This window comes from Providencia sp. AGC89 (assembly GCF_053543535.1).
Map to the genome: position 1 here is coordinate 216,648 of NZ_JBIXLP010000060.1, position 18,024 is coordinate 234,671.

Sequence of the window (18,024 nt, forward strand, 5' to 3'; positions counted from 1 at the left end):
CCTTGACATTGATAACTATAAACTGATCAACAAATATAAAATATTAATATATTAGTTTACTGTAATCAAAAACATAAAAAATTCTCATGAAATTTTGCCATAATTATAGTCATCAATTATATTTAACAATGTTATCGGTGTTCTTAGTTTTAACAAAAGTATAAAGTGTTGTACATTTACTCTGTATCACATCAAAACCAATGCAAAACTGATGTTACTTACTGATAAGGGGAAGTTGATATGAAAGCCTTCAAAGCAATGTCATCTATACTGGTCGTTATCTTTATGGGCATTACATTAACAGCTTGTGCACCATCGTCTAAAAGTGAAGGCACTGGCGGCTATATTGATGATACGGTCATAACCACAAAGGTAAAATCAGCTTTACTTGCTGAAAAAAACTTAAAGTCAACGCAAATTAGTGTAGAAACATTTAAAGGGCAAGTCCAACTCAGTGGTTTTGTTAACTCTCAAGCAGATGTCAATAAAGCGATTGAAACAACAAGAAAAGTTGCTGGGGTACAATCTGTTATTAACTCTATGAAAATTCGCTAATTACAAACAATAAATGCCTCTTTTAAAGAGGCATTTATTGATATCGTATTCATATTTAATGAGCAAATATGAGAGACACAAAGATAAAACCTATATTTATTATCGCTAACTTTTATGTATTATCGCCTAAACTTTAGAACTATCTCATTAATAAAACCACTATCCTTCATATGAAGGAACCCCAGCAAACTCATTCAATATCTAAGTCTAAGTCTATTTTGCTAAGACCTTCCCCCTCAATGGGGGCAAAAATAGGCAGGTAAATTATATTCTTAATATAAATAGGGTATAAACCTATTCTAACATTACAAAAAAAACCAATTTTGTATTAGTAATGCGGATAGTGAAATAACGACAGCAGTCAAAGAATACTGCAGTACAACCATAAAACCAAGAAATTTACCAACATTTTTCACTAAACTGCATCCATTATAAAAAATATATCTAGATATTATAATGCAAATTTAAGATTGTTCATAACGATTATAAGCTTATTTTCGCCCTATTTCTTTGGTTCAATAACCCATCCCATCCTAGGGAACCATTTTTAGTTTGTAATATACCGGTTTCTCATCTTTTCCAGAGAGTTTCTCTCCCCCAGCCTACAAATGAGCCTTGTTATATTTTTGCTTGAATGATAAACAATAAATAGACGCTAAATTTAACAAGATACGACTTTTTCTCAGAACTTAGAACCATAAGCTGTCTCCTACCCCCTAAATTAAGAGGTAAAATGGCGCATTTACGCATGGCAAAATAGTTTCCAGACATCATCAATTCGTTCAGATAGTAAGGCATCATCACCACCCTCTATAATAGGAAAAGATAGAAGAATTAACCCCTTAGGTGGCTCATATACTTTGACAACAAAACGTTTAAACCCATCTGGTAGATCATCATTATTAAACATAAAAACCTCACCACAGATATAGCCTAAACGCCCCCCGTTTTGTGTTTTTTTACTGAAAAAATATTCCATATTCCTAAAGTTAGCGGCATCTGGATATGCTAATACGTTAGCAACATTGATTTTAGACTGTTCAATAGGGTCAAAATTTATCGTTTTAGTCATTGATATACCAAAAATAAATGATATCACCATTAGAAAAATAATAATGATTGCCCTTAATATAGATACCTTACCAAGCTTAAATTTCATCCTACTTTCCTAACTTCTAATTAAATAACAGTGAGAATATGAATAGAATAGCAAAACTTTTATTTTAAGCTAGGTTTCACTGACTATATTGACGACCCAATATCCATATTAAATGTAACAATTATTGTTAAATATAATAATTAATTAAAAACCAATACTATTATGAGTAGTATTGGTTTTTCTTCAAATGTTATAACTGTTCGACATCCTGTTAAACTTGTCATAAAGCTAGGTTATTATACCTTTCAAAAATACAGCATGTGTTGTGAGTAAAAATTAAGCTATTAAATCGCTGTATTCTAGGAACCTAAGCGATGACTAGAACTGTTGGTTTAACCCCAGCCCTAGTTTCACGCAAGCTATAAGTGAAGTTATTTTTCTTATCTAAACAACTAAAATTTCGTCAATGTTTAACGCTTTCAATTGATATTCGTGAGCATACATTACGTTGTTAACCTCAATTCTCACGTTATATCTTTATATGGTTATATCGCTACCTAGAAGCCACCTACCGAATACAACTGTGTATTATTTCAATTTAAAATACGCAATGGTAAAGGGTTGTTGTATTGCCTTAACACATAAAACATATTGAAATATAAGCCAAATAATGTATTTCTCATTTATTGGGTTATTTATCTTGAGCTTATTATTCCGGATTAATATTTGATCTTATTCACAGATTACGACTCTTTCATTTGAGAAACTTAACTCCATAAAATAACATCAATCGGAGTTAAATTTCACAAAAGTGAGCTCAATATGGTCTTAATTGAAAAAATGACTAAAGATATTCAAGAAAAAGGTGGGCTAATTGTATCTTGTCAGCCTGTTGATAATAGCCCAATGAACAAGCCTGAAATTGTGGCCGCAATGGCTCAAGCTGCAGTAAATGCCGGTGCTATCGCAGTACGAATCGAAGGTATAAAAAACCTAAAAGCCACTCGCCCGCTTATTGATGTTCCAATTATAGGTATTGTAAAACGTGATTTACTGGATAGCCCTATAAGGATCACCCCGTGGTTAAGTGATGTCGATGCCTTAGCGCTAGAAGGTGCTGATATCATTGCTTTTGATGGCACCGACCGTCTACGACCAGTTCCTGTCAATGAATTACTCGCTCGCATACATCACTTAGGTAAATTAGCGATGGCCGATTGCTCAAATTTCAATGAAGGGATGTATTGCCATGCATTAGGTACAGAATTTATCGGTTCAACTATGTCAGGCTACACTGGCGGAGAACCTCCCAAATTACCTGACTTACAGCTAGTCACAGCCTTAGCTGAAAACGGCTGCCGTGTCATTGCTGAAGGCCGCTATAACACGCCAATTATTGCAGCGAGAGGCATGCATGCTGGGGCTTGGGCTGTCACTGTCGGTTCGGCATTAACTCGCCTTGAGCACGTCTGTAGTTGGTTTACTCAGGCATTAAAATTACAGCAGGAGTTGGTGAAATGAATATATTATCGATTGATATTGGAGGAACAAAAATTTCGGCTGCATTAATTAACCCAAATAACCAACTCACACAACATACTCAAATAACGACTCCTGCTAGCACTTCACCACGACAACTATATGAAGCATTAAAGCTCATAACCTCACCACTTAAAGCGCATGCTGATGCTGTTGCTGTAGCTTCAACAGGGATCATTTGTGGCGGTATATTGACCGCATTGAATCCTGCTAATTTAGGTGGCTTAAAAGATTTTCATTTGAAACAAACACTTTCCACATTAACTGGTTTACCCTGCTGGATACTAAATGATGCTCAAGCTGCTGCATGGGCTGAATATCATTATCGTCATGAAACCATCTCCGATATGGCATTTATTACCGTATCAACCGGTGTTGGTGGTGGGCTTATTCAACAAGGGAAACTTCAACTCGGAAAGCGAGGTGTTGCAGGCCACCTAGGCCATACCATTGCAGACCCCTACGGACCTATTTGTGGGTGTGGGCGTTATGGGTGTGTTGAAGCCATCGCTTCTGGTCGTGCAATCGCTTCACAAGCTATCGATGAACTTGCTGGTCATGATGCCAAAGCTATTTTTACTGCCTATCACCAGGGAAATAAACAAGCAAAAGAAATTATTCAACGTTCAGCAAATACCATCGCTAATTTAATTGTAGATATTAAAGCAATAACAGATGCCGACTGCGTTGTTCTTGGCGGTAGTGTTGGGTTAGCTAATGGCTATATTGAACTGATTCAAACAACTATTGCACAGCAACCTTCTGCGCTACAAGTACCGGTTTTACCAGCCCACTATCATCATAATGCAGGGCTTTGGGGCGCAGCTCTCTGGGCTAGAGAACAATAAAAAAACTGTCGTACATTTTACCTACTACCTTACATATGGCAGGACTAAAAAATGCAATTACATGATTTTGGTTTCGTTAATTATGCAGTACTGTTTGGTTATTTAGCAGCAATGCTACTTGTTGGTGTTTATTTTTCAAAACGCCAAAAAACAGCAGATGATTATTTCCGTGCAGGTGGCCGAGTTCCAGGTTGGGCTGCTGGGGTTTCTGTTTTTGCAACCACTCTGAGTTCAATTACCTTTATGTCAATTCCAGCAAAAGCTTATACCTCAGACTGGACTTTTATTATTGGTCAATATTTAGCAATCGCCATCTTGCCCTTAGTATTTTATTTTTATATTCCTTTTTTTCGGAAATTAAAAATAACTTCTGCTTATGAATATTTAGAAGCACGTTTTGATATACGCAGTCGTTTATTTGCTAGTTTATCCTTTATGTTATTCCATATAGGTCGAATTGCAATTATCACTTATTTAACTGTACTTGCACTACGTCCTTTTATTGGGATTGACCCTATTATATTAGTTGTCCTTATTAGCCTATTATGTATTATTTATACATGGATGGGCGGCATAGAAGGTGTTATTTGGACTGATGTTATCCAAGGGCTATTACTCTCTGCCGGTGCTGTTTTAATCTTTATTGTGATCTGTTTTAAAGTCGATGGTGGGATAAGTGAAATATATACTGCAACTGCTCAAGCCGATAAATTTTTCCCTGATGCACAATTACGATGGAGCTGGACTGACAGTACTATTCCAGTTTTAATGATAGGTTTTTTATTTGCAAATATTCAACAATTTACTGCAAGTCAGGATGTAGTCCAACGCTACATTGTTACTGATTCTATTGAGCAAACAAAACGCACTTTAATTACTAATGCTAAATTAGTTGCTATTGTTCCTATTTTTTTCTTTGCCATTGGCTCAGCCCTATTTGTCTATTACAAACAAAACCCAAGCTTATTACCTGAAGGTTTTAATACTGGTGGAATTTTGCCCTTATTTATTGTCACAGAGATGCCTATCGGTATTTCAGGGCTAATTATCGCAGCTATCTTTGCCGCCGCACAATCGAGTATATCCAGTAGCTTAAATAGTATTTCAAGTTGTTTTAATTCCGATATTTATATTCGCCTAAGTAAAGTTGAGCGCCTTGCTGAACAGAAAATGAAAATTGCTAGGTTGGTAATTATTATTGCAGGTGTATTTAGCAGCTTAGCGACTATTTGGTTAGTTTTATCTGATGAGTCTGAAATATGGGATGCATTTAATAGTCTAATTGGGTTAATGGGTGGTCCCATGACAGGGCTGTTTATGCTAGGTATTTTTATTAAAAGAGCGAATGCAGGCAGTGCAGCTGCAGGTATTATTGTAAGTATCATTGCGGTATTGGCGACACGTTATGCTAGTGACCTTAACTTTTTCTTCTATGGCGTGATCGGTGCAATGTCAGTGGTTATTGTGGGGGCGGTTACGGCGCCATTTTTCTCAGCTGCGAAACAAGTGTCACTAGATGATAGTGAAATTCACGAAAATTAATAGGAGTTACTTATGTTGTTTGGTCATGTATCCGATGTGGCAACAATGACTGAAATAAACTCAGTCCTACGCAACCTAATCGAAAAAACATTAGCACTCAATCCTGCATCTTTAGAACCGGGAAGCTACCCTATTGATGGTGATAATGCATTTGTCAATGTAATGACATTCGAAACCCAAGGCCGTGAACAAAAGAGTGCTGAATTACATCATCATTATATTGACGTGCAAATATTACTATCCGGTGACGAAGTAATAGATTATGGAATACAAAATTCCGCTAAAAATGTAACACCTTATAATGATGCGGATGACTATCAACTGGCTGATACAATCGAATATTGCCAAACAGTATCGTTAGTACCAAATATGTTTGTCATTTTTATGCCTTATGAACCACATAAACCGGGTATTACTTCAAAAAGAGGAAAAAGCACCGTAAAGAAAGCAGTTATCAAAGTACGCTTAAATACATTAGCAAACTAATTTAGTCTGCTTTTAACGAAAACACTTTATTTCTAATGTATCAATCAGTTGTCTATTAATACTCTTAGAGTAAAGTGTTTTTATCATCATCACATAATTGTAAACTAAGGGCTTTTTTTAACTGATTATAATTGGTACTCTTATTCGCAGAATTTGTCTCACCTCTCTCTTCTGCAACCAAGGGTAATTTACATGACAACACAGGCAGCTTCCAAACTGAAACCGGGTAAAATACTCGATACGTTAGGGGCGATGAAAAATAGCCTGACGCGTGTTTCTCAGCGCATTGCTGATTACATCTTGTCTCACCCTGTTGAAACGACACAATTTTCCATAGCTCAACTTTCCCAAGCGACAAAAGCAGGTGAAGCCACTGTTGTACGTTTTTGTCGTGTTCTTGGTTATAAAGGCTTCCAAGACTTTAAAATGGACTTAGCGATAGAAATGGCGACATCAGATAGTGAAGAATCGCCAATTTTGGATGCAGAAGTGAGTGAGCAAGATGACATCCACACTATTGGTTTAAAATTACAAGCAACTATCAACAACGTGCTGTCAGAGACCTTGAATTTACTTGATATAAAACAAGTACAGGGGGCAGTAAATGCATTGCTTTCGTCAAATTATATTTTTATTTGTGGTGTCGGCTCCTCGGGGATCACCGCAGAAGATCTGAAAAACAAGCTAATGCGTATTGGCTATCGTGTTGATGCAGCTACCAATAACCATTTTATGTATATGCAAGCGTCCCTCTTAAAACCAGGTGATATCGCCATTGGTATTAGCCATTCGGGTAATTCTCCAGAAACCGTTCATGCATTAAAACTTGCACAACAAGCAGGAGCATGCACAATTGCACTAACACATAATTTAGGATCACAAATTATGGAATATGCTGATTACCATTTGATTAATGGTAATCGCCAAGGGAAATTACAAGGTGACTCCATTGGTACAAAAACGGCGCAATTGTTTGTTTTAGATTTATTGTATACCCTACTTGTTCAAGCTCAGCCTGATATGGTAAAAGAACAAAAACTACGGACACTCAATGCATTAAAGAGCATTAATTCTGCCTAAATTCAATATGCATTTTTATCGGTTTTCAACAGAAATCAGCTAAAGATCACACTTTCATTTTTATCTTCCTTCAACGCGAATTTCGTTATTGCGTTCACAGCTAATGCTCCCTAATATAGAGCTAAACTCCAAATACAAAAAAATTAAGAAGCTAACCTCCAAAGGACTTATTATGAACAAACTCTCTGGATTAATTGCTGCGCCTCATACACCTTTTGCCGCCGATGGTAGTGTAAACTACCCTGTCATTGATAAAATCGCAGAACATCTTATTGCAAGTGGTGTAAGCGGTGCTTATGTATTAGGAACAACGGGGGAAGGTATTCATTGTTCTGTTGAAGAGCGTAAAAAAGTGGCTGAGCGCTGGGCTAAGGCTAGCCAAGGAAGATTAGAGTTAATTATTCATACTGGTGCATTAAGTATCGCTGACACCATAGACTTGGCACGTCATGCAGATACATTAGATATTCGTGCCACATCCGTCATTGGTCCTTGCTTCTTTAAACCCAGTAATGTGGATGATTTAGTCGAATATTGTCGTTTAGCCGCTGAGAATGCCCCATCTAAAGGTTTTTATTACTATCACTCTACAATGTCTGGTTTAAACATTGATATGGAGAGTTTTTTACAAGTCGCGGGTACAACTATCCCAAATTTATCTGGTATGAAATTCAACTCTCCTGATATGTATGAATTCCAACGCTGTATACGCGTTAATGAGGGTAAATATGATATCCCATTTGGAGTCGATGAATTCATACCTGCTGGGTTAGCATGTGGCGCATTAAGTGCAGTTGGAAGTACCTATAATTATGCTGCACCCCTCTATCTTGAAATCATTGAAAAATTTAACATAGGTGATTACCAAGGTGTCGCCGCATGTATGGATAAAGTCATTGCAATTATTCGTGTATTAGTGGAATACGGTGGTGTGGCTGCCGGAAAAGTTGCCATGCAATTACATGGTATTGATGTAGGTAACCCGCGTCGCCCGCTACGCCCATTAACTGTAGAACAAAAGGCTAAAGTATTAGAGAAGTTTAAAGCCGCTGATTTCTTATAGTCAGTTTGGTATAAATCAGTGTTGATAAAATAGCCTATACCTTAACATGTTATCAATTAATGAGGGCTACACATAACGTGCAGCCCTGTTGCATCAACATAACTAAGATTGATTATTTATTATCTTTATTCTCAATCGCTATCATTTGTGGTTTCTCTTCTTCTGGCAGTTCATATTCAATATTAATAGCCAGTAACCCACTGGATAGATTAGCTTTCTCTATTTTTACATTTTTACCAAGATCGAATTGCAAAGTGAATTGCCCTTGTGATATTCCACGATGGAGCCATTTTTCATTATCCTCCTGTATTTTTTCCTCTTTTTTCCCCTCTACCAGTAAGCGCCCTCCTTTCAATGATACCGTTAAATCACTTTCCTGATATCCGGGAACGCTAACCGTCAACTCATAATGGTTATCATCAATTTGTTTTAGATTATAAGTCTGGGCTGGTACTGATACAGGCTTACTTCCGGTTAATTGGCTAAATAAGCGATCTATCTGATCAAACCGATTCGACAACATATTGTCAGAAATTGCTGGAAATAGTGAAAAAGGTCTAATGTTAGTCATAATTCCTCCTCCAATATTAATTGAACTAGGGTAAAGGTGACTTACCCACAATATAGATAAGAACGAATTGTCATTTTTCAACCCCATGACATGATTTTTACCTATTTTTATATTATAGAGATGTGAATTCAGGTGAGCCTACCCCGCCCGCCTAACGGTATAACTTATATTGAAAGAGAAAGCGCTAAGGGGAATAAGTCTCAAAAAATAACTGATAAATATCATGATGGCAGAGGTAAACAATGGCAAATTCTTACGATTTAAAGCGCCTGTTTTTAGATATCGAGCAGTAAATATCTTTAACCACCCAGACCAAGGACAGGCTAGATTAACTATTGAACAATATAATCAGCAGTCAATATCATTATATTTCCACCATGTCCGTTGCAATCAATCCTGACTACATGTTTTGGTGTCCATGTTGTTAATGTGTACGTGTATTTAAGGTTACTTATTGATGTTAATTTATGCTCCATTGCACCAGACGTATAAATAGCCTCTACTGATAGCTTACATAAGTCATAGTTCATTTTTTCAGCATAAATAAAATCCCAATCACCATAATTAGACCTTTTTGTATCTGCTACTAATGAGTCAATGCTATTGCTCGAATGTGCATTAAAACCAAAGCTAGTAATCATTAGCAAGGTAGTAACTATGTATCCTTTCATCTCACCATCCCATCAATTAGTTTCAATGATATTAGCTTAGAGGGAGTGCAAATTGAAGTTAATTAGTTGGTGGCACATAGTGTGGGAATACAGTAAAAGTGCAATACGTTATTAGAAATATGATGACAATTAACACTGTCACCCCAAGCCAAGAACCCCATGTTTCCTAGGGTAAACATCAACCCGGGAAGTTGGCATTTGGAGCTATAGTCATAGAGCATTTTGCTATAGCAAATATAATAGAGAAATAGATTAAGTACCCAAGCCAATTACGCATATCAATCCCCCTCAGCGTGTAGAGGGTAAATATTAGGATAGATGTAGATTTCAGGCAATAAAAAATTATAAATTACAGTAGCTTAGGTTTAAATTCATAGAGCTAATATTTATTCAAGATAAATTGAAACTGTTTCTGAATTAACCCAATGAATTCATTTTAAATAAGTATATCAATGCAGTATAATGAACTAATTTCTATTAAGAGCGCCCATATGAAACAACAAATCAAGCCAGAGTCAAATGACATTACCCAACCACATTGGCCTACTTTGAAGCTCATATTGAGTTCTTTTATTGTTTTTAGTTTCTACTTAAATTTAGCTGATAAAAGTAAGGTTTCATTTCTTATTGATATTTTCGACTTAACATTAATTCCTATGTTTGTATTTATAGTTGCATTCGTAACGAAAAATACTACGTGGAAATCTTTGAAGTTTAGCTTACTTTCATCCTTTATAATTTACTTAACATTTCAAACAGTTGATGCAATTCCATTGTACTTTTCAGGCGAATTAAGTTTGAAAGTTTATATCCTTGAGCCTCAAAATGGAGTATGGTTTTTTTTAGCCACTCCTGTTTGGCAAGCTTTTTTTTTATTATTACCACCAAGATTAAAATCTAACATTTCAATATTATCTTGTATTTTGATGGTATCATTGGTTCTTTCTTATTTAGCCAACAATTATTTAATTAACTTATCAAAATTTTTCTCTATTATTATATACTTCCCATTCTTTATCATCGCTTATTTTATTAATAATGAAAAAGTATCCTCACTTAGAAAAAAACCTTACTTGATAATTGTAATCAGCACAACCTTGGCTATAGCCGCACTTTATTATGAGGAAAGTATCAATAGATTAATCATAAACAGTACTCACGCTGATTTTTTATCATCTTTTTTTGTTATTTATATTTTAAAATTCTGTATAAGTATAGTTTTAGGTTCTAGTATTATTTATTTCGCTTCATCAACAGATAAATATGCTAAACTATCAAACAATGCTTTAGGTGTTTATTTGATTCATCCTATTATTTGTTTTATTTTTTTACAAACCCTAACTTATTTCCATGTGGAATATAGCTCATTAGTCGTCATACTACTAACGCTATCAACTATCAGCATCGCTCTTTTATTAACCTTTAACTCAACCATTCACTGGTTTATTGAACCTAAGTTAGGTTTCAACAAGTTAACACATTAGTGCTACTTCCCCCTTAAAATTCACTAAATTGATAGACAGTATCAATGTAGCCAACCGCAATTTCATTAAAGTGACTATGTGATTTGATGATTTGCGGTGGCTATATACAAAAAAAGACCGTGCAGTGCGTATCCCTTGGAATATTTTGTTGTTTGAAATGGCGTTATGACTGATTGAGTTCAAGCATTGCATTTGTTTTAATAGATAACTGACCATTTTTAACAAAGAACGGGCTCGCAACAAACCCACCACTTGCTGGCTGTTTTAATCCCGTGCTAACCATCAGCCCTTCAATGCGCTTTAGTTGCGCTTCCAACTTGTCTAAGTCAGCGCTATCGACTGATATCTTTATAGATAGGGTGGCTATTTCTTTTTTATCTGACATGACTGTCTCCATAAATTAAAAAGCCACCAGTGATTAGCTGATGGCTATAAATATTTAACTTATGTATAGTGCTGGTAGCTTAAAGCAACTTAGAGATTATATGATTTATGGCTGATGTTTTTTCCGCACTTCTCATCGCTTTCCTTGTTTCGTTTGTTTCTTTCATAGCTATAACGCTTTATATGGATAATAAATATAAAGGCGACACATCTATGTCAGGGTGCTTTAATTCATTCTTTGCTTCATTTTTCATTCCGCTAATTATTTTTATTGCAGTATTTTTGTACAATTTTAGTTTCTATTAAAAGCCCGCTCTAGGCGGGTCATTGTGAATTCTTGTTGTTTGTTTAATATCTAACGGCATATCGCGCATTGATTTAGGTATTTCCCTTTCACCATACTCTTCGGCTATTGCCATTATTTCTCTGTATGGTTTTGCGAGTGGGCAAGCTACAACAGTAATGTTCTGCCCTCCGCTTCCTATGGTGTTAGCTTCATTGTTTCTACTGTCATTACCAGTGCGACTTTCAATGCAGCACCAGTCCACGGCTAACTCTTAATTAAATCTTCTTGTTCATCCACCATTTCCCCCTGCAATTTAATTCATCTCTATTCACTTTCTCAAAAAAAGGTCTACTGCTCAACATACTTAATATATTTGCAATTTAAACACATTAAACTAACTTAATCTAAATTTATTGAGTTTCTATGGGGTAGTATATGATTACTTTTGAAGTCATTTTATGGATTGCTGGTATCTTGGTAATTTCAGCGGTTGCATTCCTTGTGTGGGTAACAATGATAATACTGAGTAACAAAGCTAAGGCAGATGCTCAACGCGAAAACACTAAAAATAAAGTAGAAAATGGTGACTAAATAAAACTAACGCCAGCCATGTCTTCATATTCGTACTCTCTTTCCGCATTTGCTTACACTTAATTCATGTGAAAACTTTGCTAATTATCTATGCTTATAGTGTATTCAAATAGTTTTGATAATTAGCTATTATTTGGCTTTAGTTACATTTATTTTATTCGTTTTTTAAATAGAGGCCTTAAAGACCTTACACGGAAAATTTATGATAAAAATAAAGTATTTGCCAATTATGATGTTTACTTACTCTTTATTTGCAGCAGGTTCGGATCATGATTGCGCTAATCTATCCCCTGATCTCAATATACAAAAAGTATGCGAACAAGCCAAGTGACCCTATGGTACAATTCTATTTGGCAGAAATGTATTTTGAAGGAAAAGGTGTTAGTAAAAATTACTCTAGGGCTATTGAGTGGTATATCAAGTCTGCCAATCAAGGCTATGCAGATGCTCAGCTAGAATTAGGATACCTTTACTATTATGGCGATGTGATTAAACAAGATAAAGACAAAGCTTCTGAATTATTTAAAAAAGCGTGCTTAAACGGCATTGAAGATTATGATGAATTATGCGCCGAATGGCGGTAATACTCATTCTGGTGCTAATTCTGCTTCTGCTGATTCGATATTTTCATTTAAAATAGCCCCTGAGTTAGCATCATAATAATTTATTTCGTTACTTTGCTAAACGCATATTCAGCTACACCCTCTTCAATAAAATATTTGCTCGTTAATTTTTCATAGAACGGCTTCCAGTTTCTGCGCCATGTCCTTTCGTTAAGATCAGGCACTAAATGTCTAATTACACTAAACGCCGCAGATGACGGCACCCGCTTAGGGATCAGACAGATTTGAAGAGGGAAGATGGAACTCCGCCAAGTTTTTATGATCAACGTTCTTTATTAGAAAGGTTATATAGAGATCAAGGCATCGGTACTAAAACTTTATTGGGCCATAAGAGCTAGGTAATGACAGATAAATATCATGATGATCGAGGATAAAATTGGCAGGTTTTAGCTATAAAATAACGATTATTTTGTAGCCTGTTTTGCAGAAGAGTTTTGCTGGAGTTTTGTAGAGGAATTTTTCAAGGCAAAATAAAACGGGAGTTTTTAGGCTCCCGTTGTTAATCACACCACGTAATAAATTACATGTGTTTAATGATTGCGTCACCGAATTCGCTACATTTCAGTAATTTAGCGCCTTCTAATTGACGTTCGAAATCGTAAGTTACAGTCTTAGCCGCGATTGCGCCTTCCATACCTTTAACGATTAAGTCAGCGGCTTCAGTCCAACCCATGTGGCGCAGCAGTATATTCCCAATTAATCTATATCATATTGATTTTAAATAAATTTAAACTTTATTGTTTGTGGTTTTAGGTGTTTCAATTATACATATAACCCGTTGATTTATATCGTAGTGGTAAATAGTTTTGGGGAATGCTTTTAGAGCCAATTAAGATTTGCAATTTGATAAATTACTGTATATAAATACACTGTATATTATCACAGTGCAATTGGAGTGTTTATTATGCCACGTATAGAGATACTATTTGATAAAGAGTCAAAACAAAAGCCTTCTGACAGAACTAGAAATGCACTGCAGGAACAGATTATAAAAAGGATTGGTGACCGGTTCGGTCCATTGAGTTTACGCGTCGCTATGAGCTCATCACAATCACTTACGATTAGTGGAACTAAAACTGATGATGAGAAAGAAGAGATAGGGCAACTATTGGAAGAAATTTGGCAAGATGATTCGTGGGTACCGGCATGAAGAATGATCGCGGAGAAAGTAATATCGATATTGTTCCTCGAATTACAGATGTGAAGGTGGGCGTTAATAGCCCTTATGAGGTTCTAGTGCTGGAAATCACATTTGCTGATGGCTCTATCAACAAAGAAACGCACAAATGGGAAGATATTGATAGGCCAGCACAACGTACCTATTTATCTCGTGATATTGCTGAGCATATGTATGCTAAAATTGGAGAGTATTTAGAAAAAACGGATGATGATTATCCTGAGCCAGTTAAAAAATACTTGATGTAATTTAAAAATGCGCCAACCCGCGAGCTGGCGCATTCATTTTAATGGAACCGCAAGATGATATAGTTATTTCCGTTTGTTGTGACGTTTACGTCAATGGTATTTACAACCGTTCGTGATAATAACTTCGCGTGTAGCGCGGCGAAATATTTTGCATGGATTGGCGTTCAATTCCGCATGAAAATAAACGCCAATCGCAATACATTCCGCACAGTGCAAAATTGAATGCTTATACAGATAAACCAACAAATGCAATTTCAATATCATCACTAGATTGCAATGTCATCTTTAGTTCTATTGCACCACTTCCAACATGATAATAATCAAATATGACTTCTTGCCAGCCTAAACCGACTAACTGATTAAGCTCTGTTGATTTATTTAACTCGGTGCTTATCCCTCCGACATACAAACTCAGCTTTCTAAAATCGAATGAGTCGCTTGTGATTGATGATGTTGAGAAATCACTTGATGAACTGAATAGGGGTACTTTGCGGCGACACCAAACCCTGAACTGCAATAGCCCCCCTTGGCTTAAGCCTGGGACTGTGAATAGCTGCGAGATAGACTTGCCTGCACCGATGGCCACTACATGGCTTATACCAAGAGGTGGATTACCTTGATCTGGTCGATATGCGGTTATGTCACCCGTTACCTCCCATCCCGTTAATGCTGCATCGAACTTTGTATTGAGGAGTAACTCAGTACTACCAATCGGGTGCTGTCTGTTAACCGCGACAGGCTTATTATCTCCGCCGATGTATTCAAATTTAATATCGCTGAGTGTCAGTGTGCTTGATGAAACAAGCAATAGTGACAACTTATCACCCTGCATATATTTGCTTAATTCTTCCCCTGTGAGCTCAGTTTGTACTTTCTCCCACACGCCTTTCTTATCATCAAAATGTGAATAATAGTTGGGGTCAAAGCCCTGCTCAACTCGCGTGTAGCTTAACGAAGCTGCGCCACTCCCTGATATTTTTGTTAATGTACCAGAGCTATCTTTTGGGTCACGGTTTGGTGAGCAAACGATTTTGTCGCCAACTTTCCCTACAACCGTGAACTCACGCACTGAGTCCGTATACTTATCGCCAATTACAACATTGCTTTCGTTGCTAATAAACGTCTTGTAGAGTGTTTGTGTAAAAGCAGGTTGGGTTAGCCGATTAATTGCATAGAGCTCATGTGAGCTTGCATCAATAACTACTTTCAAGGATTGAATATCACTTGCAAATGCAGGGAGCACAACCTCTGCAAGCAGGTATTTTACTGCATGTAGTGGTTGGCCTTTTACTATGTTGCCATATTCACTGTTATAACGTGTTCTTGAGGTGTCCTTTGCATTGAGGGCGCTAACATCATCAAAATATTGCGCATCTTTATCGTGTATTGCTGAATGCCCGAGCGTGATTTCTTTATAAATCTCTGCACGCTCTGCAATATTGTCGTACAGTAATTGAGATAACAAGTCTGCTGAGTTCCTTGCCCGGAAAAGCTTAATACTTGTTCTTGGCCTAGGATAGTGATTCAGGTGATTCAATACACCATTCCATATCACGCTGTTTGTACGCGTTCCTGGGTGGGTTCCGCTCCACAGTTTAGGCTCTGTATTGAATTCAAAATGATGGGCATTACTGGCGATATCAAAGAAATCCGCGCCCGCATTTCGCGCTGCATTGAATATTGATGCATACCCAAAACTATCAATTCTAGGGTGCTCTGTTGATATAATAGGCTTTGCGCCAATCGCTAAAATAGATTGAATAACACGCTGTAAATCGTTCTGCCAGTATTTGTATGAAACGCTACGCTTGCGCGCATCATTTGTTTGACTCATTAACATAACATGGCTTGCACCCATATCGCGAATACCCCACCCAAATGTTGGCGTATTATCAATCACACGCTGATTCATCATGATACAGTCATTTCCAGACACGCCACAGGGCTCTATGCGCCAGTCCGTTAGCATCGATACATTTGCCGCATATGACTTATCTTTCAGTGTATGCATTGACTCTGTGTAGCTATCACCCAGAACTACAATTTTATCACTGTTGACGAGTGAGATAATTTCAACGTTATCATTTGATTGATGCTTATTTACGTACTGATTAAAGAGCTGTTTAGCATTATTGCGCTGTGCCAACCGACGCACAATGGGCCACATGTCAAATTGAGTATTCGATGAAAACAATGAAAATGCAGTGGCATATCGCTCATTTGTCACTGGCGCAGCTGTAGACCCAAGCCATGTTATATCCGAATAAGGGGGTACTTTAAAATATCCCCAAAACAAGAACAAATGTCTCCCGACTTCTTTCATTCCGCCATCGATGAACTCTGCTTCAGTCAATACAGTACCAATTTGCGTGTAAACAACAGCACGCTTAACACTCGGAATGTCTCTCGGGTCTTCAGCATAAACAAGGAAGTATCCGCCGACATATTCCCCTACTTTCTCAGAAGTGATCCCGATATACTCATTCCCATTGCGCCATTTTATTGCTTTTGTATAGCCACGCTGAATTAATGTTCTTTGTGTTGTTAAATCAACAACAACAGAGCCCGAGCGAATTAATGGATTTTTGCCAGCCCCATCCAAGTCGCCAAACCGAATCAAATTTTCTTCAAAATTGAAATTCAATTCATCTTCTTGAAGTTTGTACGCATCTGAGATTGAATATGGCGCATCCCACTTGATGTTTTCTATCGAAACTTCAGCGTCACTGAATGCATAAAATACAGAAGTGATACTAATTGGGTCGGTTGATGTCAGCCCACCCTTACCAATATGCAAATATTTTGCATTCTCCGGGATTTTTACGCATGTTGCATAACATCTTTTTTTTGCATCAATGTCTTTTCTGTAGTTTATATAGTTAATATTGCTAATGATGTTTGCATTATTTTCGTCAGCCAGAAATGAACAATTGTCATTACCCCCAAAAACACCATCGGTAGAAATGACAATCGACGACATAATAACATACTTACCGATAGCGTAATCAGGGATACGCATAACGCAAAATAGACCTCGATTGTAATTGTCGGTGGCAGGCTTTCTTAGTCTATACTCACACCCAATGCTTGATAAATACGCATCATTGTCTTTAATTAGTACACCATTCAATAATGATTTTTCACCTTTCACCCGTGGTGCAATTCCAGACTTAAACCCCCCATCATCAAATAAATTTGATAGCCTGTTAGGTGTAATTAACGAGATAACGCCCGCATCACTTATTGTACTTGTTATTTCTTTTGCGGCACCATTATCATTTTGATAGTAAATGAAAGATTTCCCACTATCCGCAAATTTCCACACTCTAAAATATTCACCATTTATGGTTTTTAGTATCCCCTCGTCTGGTGTGTCAAAGACTTTAGCATCAGTAATAATCTCTGACACTACTGCTGATGCTTTGTCAGCATAAATTGCGCTTTCTCTTGCTGATTCCGCTGATAAATTAGAAGCTGATTCAGCGCGTTGCACATATTCTGATGAATTAGCTTCAATAGTCTGAGTGGCTTCTCTCGCTAAATTAGCTTGCTCAAGGGCTTTCACGGCTGCTTCAACGGTTGGCCCGGCGGATGTAGCTGCTTCTTCTAATCCCTTTATGGTTAGTCGGTCATTGCCTAGTCGGTCTTTTGTGGTGATATCCGTTGAGTTAACTAAATTATCCAATGTGATGGCATTGTCATTCACATCTTTTGGAGATGCAGAACCAGGAGGATTGTTTGTATTATATTTTGTCATTCCAGACACCTATAAATGCA

The 18,024-nt window shown here is 36.9% G+C and carries 18 protein-coding genes and 2 pseudogenes; 13 read left to right on the forward strand and 7 right to left on the reverse strand.

Going from position 1 to position 18,024, the window contains the following annotated elements; translation table 11 throughout:
* Positions 1 to 240: 240 nt before the first annotated feature.
* On the forward strand, positions 241 to 555 hold the full coding sequence (locus tag ACIPUA_RS09300) for a BON domain-containing protein (RefSeq protein ID WP_449059585.1): 315 nt from the start codon (positions 241 to 243) through the stop codon (positions 553 to 555).
* A gap of 742 nt (positions 556 to 1,297) precedes the next feature.
* On the opposite strand, the gene ACIPUA_RS09305 is transcribed toward ACIPUA_RS09300, so the two are convergent.
* On the reverse strand, positions 1,298 to 1,714 hold the full coding sequence (locus ACIPUA_RS09305) for a hypothetical protein (protein ID WP_048607383.1): 417 nt from the start codon (positions 1,712 to 1,714) through the stop codon (positions 1,298 to 1,300).
* Positions 1,715 to 2,476: 762 nt separating this feature from the next.
* Here ACIPUA_RS09305 and ACIPUA_RS09310 point away from each other — a divergent pair.
* From ACIPUA_RS09310 to ACIPUA_RS09335, 6 genes are all read left to right on the forward strand, one after another.
* Positions 2,477 to 3,175, forward strand: a complete 699-nt coding sequence (locus tag ACIPUA_RS09310) for an N-acetylmannosamine-6-phosphate 2-epimerase (protein ID WP_048607385.1) — start codon at positions 2,477 to 2,479, stop codon at positions 3,173 to 3,175.
* A complete protein-coding gene (nanK, locus tag ACIPUA_RS09315; protein WP_048607387.1) occupies positions 3,172 to 4,041 on the forward strand; it encodes an N-acetylmannosamine kinase in 870 nt (289 codons plus the stop codon). The genes ACIPUA_RS09310 and nanK overlap by 4 nt, the downstream gene beginning before the upstream one ends.
* Before the next feature lie 51 nt (positions 4,042 to 4,092).
* Entirely contained in the window at positions 4,093 to 5,583 is a 1,491-nt protein-coding gene (locus ACIPUA_RS09320) for a sodium:solute symporter (protein WP_042843484.1), read from the forward strand.
* A gap of 12 nt (positions 5,584 to 5,595) precedes the next feature.
* On the forward strand, positions 5,596 to 6,069 hold the full coding sequence (nanQ, locus tag ACIPUA_RS09325) for an N-acetylneuraminate anomerase (RefSeq protein WP_048607389.1): 474 nt from the start codon (positions 5,596 to 5,598) through the stop codon (positions 6,067 to 6,069).
* 192 nt (positions 6,070 to 6,261) lie between these two features.
* Positions 6,262 to 7,149, forward strand: a complete 888-nt coding sequence (locus tag ACIPUA_RS09330) for a MurR/RpiR family transcriptional regulator (RefSeq protein WP_048607391.1) — start codon at positions 6,262 to 6,264, stop codon at positions 7,147 to 7,149.
* A 172-nt stretch (positions 7,150 to 7,321) separates the two neighbouring features.
* Positions 7,322 to 8,212, forward strand: a complete 891-nt coding sequence (locus ACIPUA_RS09335) for a dihydrodipicolinate synthase family protein (protein WP_166685085.1) — start codon at positions 7,322 to 7,324, stop codon at positions 8,210 to 8,212.
* Between the two features lie 112 nt (positions 8,213 to 8,324).
* Here ACIPUA_RS09335 and ACIPUA_RS09340 read toward each other — a convergent pair whose 3' ends face one another.
* Positions 8,325 to 8,783, reverse strand: a complete 459-nt coding sequence (locus ACIPUA_RS09340) for an Hsp20 family protein (RefSeq protein ID WP_042843480.1) — start codon at positions 8,781 to 8,783, stop codon at positions 8,325 to 8,327.
* Between the two features lie 1,162 nt (positions 8,784 to 9,945).
* Between ACIPUA_RS09340 and ACIPUA_RS09345 the strand changes: the two genes are divergently transcribed.
* A complete protein-coding gene (locus ACIPUA_RS09345) occupies positions 9,946 to 10,938 on the forward strand; it encodes a hypothetical protein (RefSeq protein WP_042843477.1) in 993 nt (330 codons plus the stop codon).
* A gap of 163 nt (positions 10,939 to 11,101) precedes the next feature.
* Here ACIPUA_RS09345 and ACIPUA_RS09350 read toward each other — a convergent pair whose 3' ends face one another.
* Complete coding sequence (locus ACIPUA_RS09350; RefSeq protein WP_042843476.1) at positions 11,102 to 11,323, reverse strand: hypothetical protein; 222 nt, start codon at positions 11,321 to 11,323, stop codon at positions 11,102 to 11,104.
* Positions 11,324 to 11,624: 301 nt separating this feature from the next.
* Complete coding sequence (locus tag ACIPUA_RS09355; RefSeq protein WP_129466007.1) at positions 11,625 to 11,870, reverse strand: hypothetical protein; 246 nt, start codon at positions 11,868 to 11,870, stop codon at positions 11,625 to 11,627.
* A gap of 173 nt (positions 11,871 to 12,043) precedes the next feature.
* Between ACIPUA_RS09355 and ACIPUA_RS09360 the strand changes: the two genes are divergently transcribed.
* On the forward strand, positions 12,044 to 12,199 hold the full coding sequence (locus tag ACIPUA_RS09360; RefSeq protein ID WP_164975497.1) for a hypothetical protein: 156 nt from the start codon (positions 12,044 to 12,046) through the stop codon (positions 12,197 to 12,199).
* 269 nt (positions 12,200 to 12,468) lie between these two features.
* A complete protein-coding gene (locus ACIPUA_RS09365) occupies positions 12,469 to 12,783 on the forward strand; it encodes a tetratricopeptide repeat protein (RefSeq protein WP_449059586.1) in 315 nt (104 codons plus the stop codon).
* An 80-nt stretch (positions 12,784 to 12,863) separates the two neighbouring features.
* Here ACIPUA_RS09365 and ACIPUA_RS09370 read toward each other — a convergent pair whose 3' ends face one another.
* Positions 12,864 to 13,025 (reverse strand): antitermination protein Q, encoded by a 162-nt coding sequence (locus ACIPUA_RS09370; RefSeq protein ID WP_307862899.1) that lies wholly within the window; start codon positions 13,023 to 13,025, stop codon positions 12,864 to 12,866.
* Between the two features lie 6 nt (positions 13,026 to 13,031).
* On the opposite strand from ACIPUA_RS09370, the pseudogene ACIPUA_RS09375 reads away from it, so the two are divergent.
* A pseudogene (locus tag ACIPUA_RS09375) lies at positions 13,032 to 13,196 on the forward strand (integrase); the annotation flags it as partial.
* A gap of 146 nt (positions 13,197 to 13,342) precedes the next feature.
* Here ACIPUA_RS09375 and ACIPUA_RS09380 read toward each other — a convergent pair.
* Positions 13,343 to 13,507, reverse strand: a pseudogene (locus ACIPUA_RS09380) (NADP-dependent isocitrate dehydrogenase); the annotation flags it as partial.
* Between the two features lie 219 nt (positions 13,508 to 13,726).
* On the opposite strand from ACIPUA_RS09380, the gene ACIPUA_RS09385 reads away from it, so the two are divergent.
* Positions 13,727 to 13,972: a DinI-like family protein gene (locus ACIPUA_RS09385; protein WP_449059587.1), complete on the forward strand. Its 246-nt coding sequence runs from the start codon at positions 13,727 to 13,729 to the stop codon at positions 13,970 to 13,972.
* Positions 13,969 to 14,247 carry a hypothetical protein gene (locus tag ACIPUA_RS09390; protein ID WP_449059588.1) on the forward strand — a complete coding sequence of 93 codons (279 nt, stop codon included), beginning with the start codon at positions 13,969 to 13,971 and terminating at the stop codon, positions 14,245 to 14,247. The genes ACIPUA_RS09385 and ACIPUA_RS09390 overlap by 4 nt, the downstream gene beginning before the upstream one ends.
* Before the next feature lie 226 nt (positions 14,248 to 14,473).
* Here ACIPUA_RS09390 and ACIPUA_RS09395 read toward each other — a convergent pair whose 3' ends face one another.
* Positions 14,474 to 18,004, reverse strand: a complete 3,531-nt coding sequence (locus tag ACIPUA_RS09395; RefSeq protein WP_449059589.1) for an SGNH/GDSL hydrolase family protein — start codon at positions 18,002 to 18,004, stop codon at positions 14,474 to 14,476.
* Positions 18,005 to 18,024: the final 20 nt, after the last annotated feature.